Raw genomic sequence first — 6,243 nt, forward strand, 5'->3', positions numbered from 1 at the left:
CGTGCAGCAGCGGTCGCAGCTTGGCGGTCTTCTCCGGCGTCCAGCCGGGCGGCGACAGCACCTCGGCCCAGCCGTTGGCGACGTCGGCGACGTAGTGGTGGCCATGCCCGTCCGGCACGTCCACCGCCACCGCCATGTCGGCCGAGACTTGCAGGAACGTCACCACCGGGATCCAACGCGTCTGCGGCAGCACGTCGTAGCCCCGCTTTTCCCGCAGCCATGCCGGGCTCTTGAACAGTAGGTCGGGAGTCCACCACGCGATCGGATCGGAGGCGTGCTGCAAATACACCACCCGCGGGTGGCCCCACGCTGAGTCCGGGCGTCCCAAATTGCTTGGGCGCGAGACGAACCGGACGTTTTGGCCGTCGTCATAGATGGGCAGCCACTCCGGAGAACAGCGATCGCGGGTCGCCGTCAGCTGAGTCCAGATGGTGTTGTTGAACGTCGGACCGCTGAACAGTGCGCCGTCGGTGCGGGCGAGGACGTTGTTCAGGCTCATGAACGGGGCCTCGCCGCCGAACGATCCCAGACTCTCACCGAACACGACGAGCTTGGGGCGTTGCGATTCCGGCATTTGCCTGACCAGTTTGTCGACCGCCTCGAACAGTGCCTGGCCGGCGCGCCGGGCATTCTCCTTGTCCACCAGGAACGACAGCCAGCTGGGCAAGAAGGAATACTGCATGCTCACGATCGCGGTGTTGCCGTTGTACATGTATTCCAGCGCGTCGGCCTCTGCCTCGTTTATCCAGCCGGTGCCGGTGGTGTTGGCGACCGCGACGACGGCGCGTTGCAATCCGCCGGTGCGTTCCAGCTCGCGCGCCGCCAGCTCCGCGGTCGCCCTGATGCCATCCGCGGAGTTCAGCCCGGCATAGGCCCGGATGGGCTCGGTGGCCGGGGCGCCGTTGAACGCGGTGAGCTTGACGACGCTCGGACCGGCCTGGACGAAGATGCGGCCTTGGTGGCCCAGCGTGTCCCACTTCACCAGTGACTCCGGCCCGCCCGATCGCAGCCGCGATTTCGGCGCCTCGGTTTCGGCCTTCCCCTCCTCGTTCACCGAGTTGAAAGTGTTGTTCAATTTGTTCATCGTGAACTTGATGACGACGCCGTTGAGCAGCGTGATCGTCAGCGTCACGAGCAGGACCACGACGATGGTCGCCGAGACGCGGAACGGTGCGATCCGATCGACCTGCCCGACCAGAAAGATGGTCAGCCGTCGGATCAACTGGCCGATTTCGACCAACGCGAACAGCACTACCAGCGACAGGATCGCGGCCTCCGGGTAGTCGTACCATTCCAGGTGCTCGACTCCCATCAGGTCGCGCACGTCGTCTTGCCAGACGTGAAACCAGATCGCCATGACAACCATGCCGACCGCGCCGATCGGGATCAGCACCTTCCACGCCCAACCAGGCGGCGGCGGGCTGGACTTCGCCGAACGCATGTAACGGACCAGCCAGACGCAGAAGACGCCCAGGCCATACCCGATGGCACCGGAGAACCCGCTGACCAATCCCTGGAACAACGCGCCGCGTGGCAGCAGTGACGGCGTCATCGAAAACCAGATGAAGATAAGGCCAACCGCTGTGCCCGTGAAGGTGTAATGGCGAAGCCACCACGGCCTGCTGGTCGGTTGAGGCCGACGAGCCTGCGGAGATTCGGGAGCTTCCGGGCCGGCTTCGGGTTCGGTTGTGACGCCCGCGGATTGGTCAGAACGCCCGACGCCGGTCGCTGCTTCGTCGCCGGCCGACTCGTCTTCCGGGGCGGTTTTCGCGGTGCCCGGTTCGCTCATCGAAGTGTCCTAGCGGTGGGTGAAGTTGGCTGTCCGTTTCTCGATGAATGCGGCCATTCCCTCGGACTGGTCCTCGGTCGCGAAGGTCGAGTGAAACAGCCGACGTTCGTAGAGTAGTCCTTCGGACAGCGTGGATTCGAATGCGCGGTTGACGGCTTCTTTGGCCATCCGGGCCGCCGACCGCGACATTTGCGAAATGGTGGTGGCGACGGCCTTGGCCTCGGTCAGCAGGTCGTCGGCCGGCACCACTCGCGAAACCAGGCCGCTCCGTTCGGCTTCGGCGGCGCCGATGGTGCGCCCGGTCAGAATGAGGTCCATCGCCTTGGCCTTGCCGATGGCCCTGGTCAGGCGCTGCGAACCGCCCATGCCCGGCAGCACGCCGAGTTTGATCTCTGGCTGGCCGAACTTCGCCGTGTCGGCCGCGATCAGCAGGTCGCACATCATCGCGAGCTCGCAGCCGCCGCCAAGCGCGTGCCCGGCCACCGCGGCGATCGTCGGGGTGCGCACGGCGGCCAGTTTGCCCCAGGCGGCGAAGAAGTCGGCGTCGAACGCCTCGGCGAACGTCAGGCCGGACATCTCCTTGATGTCGGCGCCGGCGGCGAACGCCTTGGCCGAACCGGTGATGATGATCGCCCCGATGCCAGCATCGTTGTCCAATTCGGTTGCCGCGCTGGTTACTTCGTTCATCACCTGGCTGTTGAGCGCGTTGAGCGCCTGCGGCCGGTTAAGCGTGATGATCCCGACTCGCTCGTCGCGCTCGACGAGGATGGTTTCGTACTTGTTGTCTTCCGTGTCTTCTGTGGGGGCCACCAACCCTGCCTTTCTAGAAACTCAAGTCGTCGTCGACCGGCGCGAAATACGCGTCGATGTCGGCCGAGGTGATTTCGGCCAGCGTCGCCGGCGACCATTTCGGATTGCGATCTTTGTGGATGATCTGCGCGCGGATGCCCTCCACCAGGTCATGTGAGCGCGCGCACGCGCTCGACACCCGATAGTCCTGGATGAGAACGTCTTCCAGCGTTTCCAGCTTGGCGGCGCGACGCACCGCCTCCAACGCCACCGACACGGCGATGGGCGAGCGGGTGCCGATCAGGTCGGCGGCGGCGTTGGCCGCCTCGGCGCCGGGACCTCGGCGTCCCCGCAATGCGGCAACGATATCGGCCACGCTGTCGCCCGCATAGCACTCGTCGATCCAATCCCGTTGCGCAGCAAGCTCGCTCGGTGGAGGTTCGACGGCATGACGGGTCAGTGCGCTCTCGACGCTGTCGGCGACGATCGCTGCGGTGAACGCGTCGAGTTCGCTGTGCGGCATGTAGTGGTCGGCGAATCCCATTGCGATGGCGTCGGCTCCGGAGAACGGTGCGCCGGTCAGCGCCGCGTGCAGACCCAGGGCGCCGGGCGCCCGGGACAGTATGAAGGCGCCGCCGACGTCGGGGATGAAGCCGATGCCGACCTCTGGCATTGCCACCTTCGAGGTTTCGGTCACCACCCGGACGCTGCCGTGCGCACTGACGCCGACGCCGCCGCCCATCACGATGCCGTCCATCAACGACACGAACGGTTTGGCGAACCGGCCGATCTGGCCGTCGAGCAGATACTCGTCGCGCCAGAACTTCCGTACCCCGACTCCGTCCTCGCGGGCGCTGTGGTAGACGGCGACCACGTCGCCGCCGGCACACAATCCGCGTTCGCCGGCTCCGGACAGCACCACCGCGCGTACCGCGTCGTCGCCTTCCCACCGGGCCAGCACGGCGCGCAGCGTGTCCACCATCGGTTGATTGAGCGAGTTGATCGCCTTGGGACGGTTCAGCGTGATCAAACCGATGCCACCATCGACGCGGGTCAGGACCTCATCGGATTCCTCGGTCACGCCCTAGCCTCCCATCGCCGGAATCCGTTCCCAGAATGCTGGTTTTGCCTCGACGAGCAATCTAGATCGTTAGTGGCGAAGCGGTACCCGCGGGTAAGGTTTATGTTTGACCGACGACAACAACAGAGTTCGTTAAAAGGCCGTAAGTACCCAGAAAACAGCAGGTCGGCTGGGAACCCGGGCGGCACCCTGATCGTTGAGCAGGTGTTCGCAGAGTTCGAACCCACAGTCCATGAGAGAGGATCCGACGGTGCGGGAGACAAGCAACCCGGTATTTCGTTCGCTGCCCAGGCAGCAGGGGGGATACGCGCAATTCGGCACTGGCGCGGCCCAGATGCAGCGGGGGTATTACCAAACCGACCCCTACGCAGCCCCCTACCAGGAGGCCAAGGCCTCCCGTCCGCTGACCATCGACGATGTCGTCACCAAGACCGGCATCACGCTGGCCGTGTTGACGGCCTCTGCCGTTGTCTCCTTCTTCCTGGCGTCAACGAACCTCGCGCTGGCGGCGCCGCTGACGTTCATCGGGGCGTTCGGCGGCTTGGCGCTGGTGCTGGTGGCGACCTTCGGTCGTAAACAGGACAGCCCGGCGATCGTGCTCAGCTACGCGGTTCTCGAAGGGCTGGCACTCGGTGCCATTTCGTTACTCCTGACTTTCCAGGTATCGGTCGGCGGAGGTCGGTCGGCTAATGCCGGATCGATGATTGGCGAGGCCGTCCTGGGGACCCTCGGCGTGTTCTTCGGCATGCTCGTCGTCTACAAGACCGGTGCGATCCGGGTCACCCCCAAGTTCACCCGTATGGTGGTTGCCGCCCTGTTCGGAGCGCTGTTCCTGATGCTCGGCAACTTCGTGTTGGCGATGTTCCATGTTGGTGGGGGCACGGGCCTGGGCCTGCGCAGCGGCGGAACGGTGGCGATCATCTTCTCGCTGGTAATGATCGGCATCGCGGCGTTCAGCTTCCTGATCGACTTCGACGCGGCCGACCAGATGATCCGCGCGGGAGCGCCGGAGAAGGCGGCGTGGGGTATCGCGCTGGGCCTGACCGTCACCCTGGTCTGGCTGTACCTCGAGATCCTGCGTCTGCTCAGTTACTTCCAGAACCGCTAACACGCGCCGAAAAGGCCGGCACGCAAGTGGCGTGCCGGCCTTTTTCGTGTGCGCCTGCTAACTGAGCCGCTCGATCACCATCGCCATGCCCTGGCCGCCGCCGACACACATGGTTTCCAAACCAAACGTCTTGTCGTGCGTCTGCAGGTTGTTCAGCAGCGTGGTGGCGATGCGCGCACCGGTCATGCCGAACGGGTGGCCCAGCGCGATCGCGCCGCCGGACACGTTCAGCTGGTCTTCGTCGATGCCCAACTCGCGGGCCGAGCCCAGCACCTGCACCGCGAACGCCTCGTTGATCTCGACCAGGTCGATGTCACTGATGGACATGCCGGCCCTTTCCAGCGCCTTCTTGGACGCCTCGATCGGGCCCAGCCCCATGATCTCCGGCGAGAGGCCGCTGACCCCGGTGGACACGATGCGGGCCAGCGGTGTCAGGCCGAGCTCCTTGGCCTTCTTGTCGCTGGTGATCACCAATGCGGCGGCGCCGTCGTTAAGCGGGCAGGCATTCCCCGCGGTCACGGTGCCGTTCGGCCGGAACACCGGCTTGAGCTCGCTGACCTTCTCGTAGGTGGTACCGGCACGAGGGCCGTCATCGGTGCTCACGGTGGTCCCGTCCGGAAGGGTCACCGGGGTGATCTCGCGCTCGAAGAACCCGCTTTTGATCCCGTCCTCGGCACGATTCTGGCTCCGCACCCCCCAGCGGTCCTGGTCTTCGCGGCTGATGCCGGTCAGGATGGCGACGTTTTCGGCGGTCTGGCCCATCGCGATGTAGACGTCGGGCAGGTTGTCGTCGGCGCGTGGATCGTGCCATTCGTCGGCGCCCGCGGCCGCGGCAGCCGAACGCTCCTGGGCCTCGTCGAACAGCGGATTCTTGGTGTCCGGCCAGGAGTCGGAGTTGCCTTTGCCGAACCGGGACACGGTCTCCACGCCCGCGGAGACGAACGCGTCGCCTTCGCCCGCCTTGATCGCGTGAAAAGCCATCCGCGTGGTCTGCAGCGACGACGAGCAATACCGGTTGACGGTGGTGCCCGGCAGGAAGTCGTAGCCGAGTTCGACGGCGACGACGCGCGCCATGTTGAAGCCGGACTCACCGCCCGGCAGGCCGCACCCCAAGATGAGGTCGTCGATCTGGTGCGGGTTCAGCGCGGGCACCTTGTCCAGCGCGGCGCGCACCATCTGGGCGGCCAGGTCGTCGGGTCGCATGGATACCAGCGACCCCTTCATGGCGCGGCCGATCGGCGAACGGGCAGCTGAGACGATGACGGCTTCGGGCATGGGGATTCCCTCCAATGGGACGCGGGCTCGCTTGATAGCGGGTGGCATGTCCGCCCCGACGGGCTAGAACAAATCTAGACGGTATGGGGGGCTGGGGCCTCGCTCACATGTGAACGTGGGTTGCCGACAGGGTGGTCCTGGTCGGTAGAGCCACAGATGTGGGAGGCCCCAGTGGAGATTTATCGTACGAGTGTCGGGTTG

The 6,243-nt window shown here is 65.4% G+C and carries 5 protein-coding genes; 1 reads left to right on the top strand and 4 read right to left on the bottom strand.

Going from position 1 to position 6,243, the window contains the following annotated elements:
* The 3 genes from ACLP4W_RS17140 to ACLP4W_RS17150 form a co-directional block, all read right to left on the bottom strand.
* Positions 1–1,789: alpha/beta hydrolase (locus tag ACLP4W_RS17140; RefSeq protein ID WP_442387915.1), on the bottom strand; the 1,789-nt coding region annotated here is incomplete at its 3' end.
* A gap of 9 nt (positions 1,790–1,798) precedes the next feature.
* Positions 1,799–2,599 (bottom strand): enoyl-CoA hydratase, encoded by an 801-nt coding sequence (locus ACLP4W_RS17145; RefSeq protein WP_442387917.1) that lies wholly within the window; start codon positions 2,597–2,599, stop codon positions 1,799–1,801.
* A 13-nt stretch (positions 2,600–2,612) separates the two neighbouring features.
* The gene (locus ACLP4W_RS17150) at positions 2,613–3,659 is read right to left on the bottom strand and encodes an enoyl-CoA hydratase/isomerase family protein (protein WP_442387919.1); all 1,047 of its coding nucleotides are present in this window, start codon (positions 3,657–3,659) and stop codon (positions 2,613–2,615) included.
* A 250-nt stretch (positions 3,660–3,909) separates the two neighbouring features.
* On the opposite strand from ACLP4W_RS17150, the gene ACLP4W_RS17155 reads away from it, so the two are divergent.
* The gene (locus ACLP4W_RS17155) at positions 3,910–4,767 is read left to right on the top strand and encodes a Bax inhibitor-1/YccA family protein (RefSeq protein ID WP_442387921.1); all 858 of its coding nucleotides are present in this window, start codon (positions 3,910–3,912) and stop codon (positions 4,765–4,767) included.
* A 57-nt stretch (positions 4,768–4,824) separates the two neighbouring features.
* Here ACLP4W_RS17155 and ACLP4W_RS17160 read toward each other — a convergent pair whose 3' ends face one another.
* On the bottom strand, positions 4,825–6,042 hold the full coding sequence (locus tag ACLP4W_RS17160; RefSeq protein ID WP_442387923.1) for an acetyl-CoA C-acetyltransferase: 1,218 nt from the start codon (positions 6,040–6,042) through the stop codon (positions 4,825–4,827).
* Between the last annotated feature and the right edge of the window lie 201 nt (positions 6,043–6,243).

This window comes from Mycobacterium sp. (assembly GCF_052145595.1).
Lineage (GTDB): Bacteria > Actinomycetota > Actinomycetes > Mycobacteriales > Mycobacteriaceae > Mycobacterium.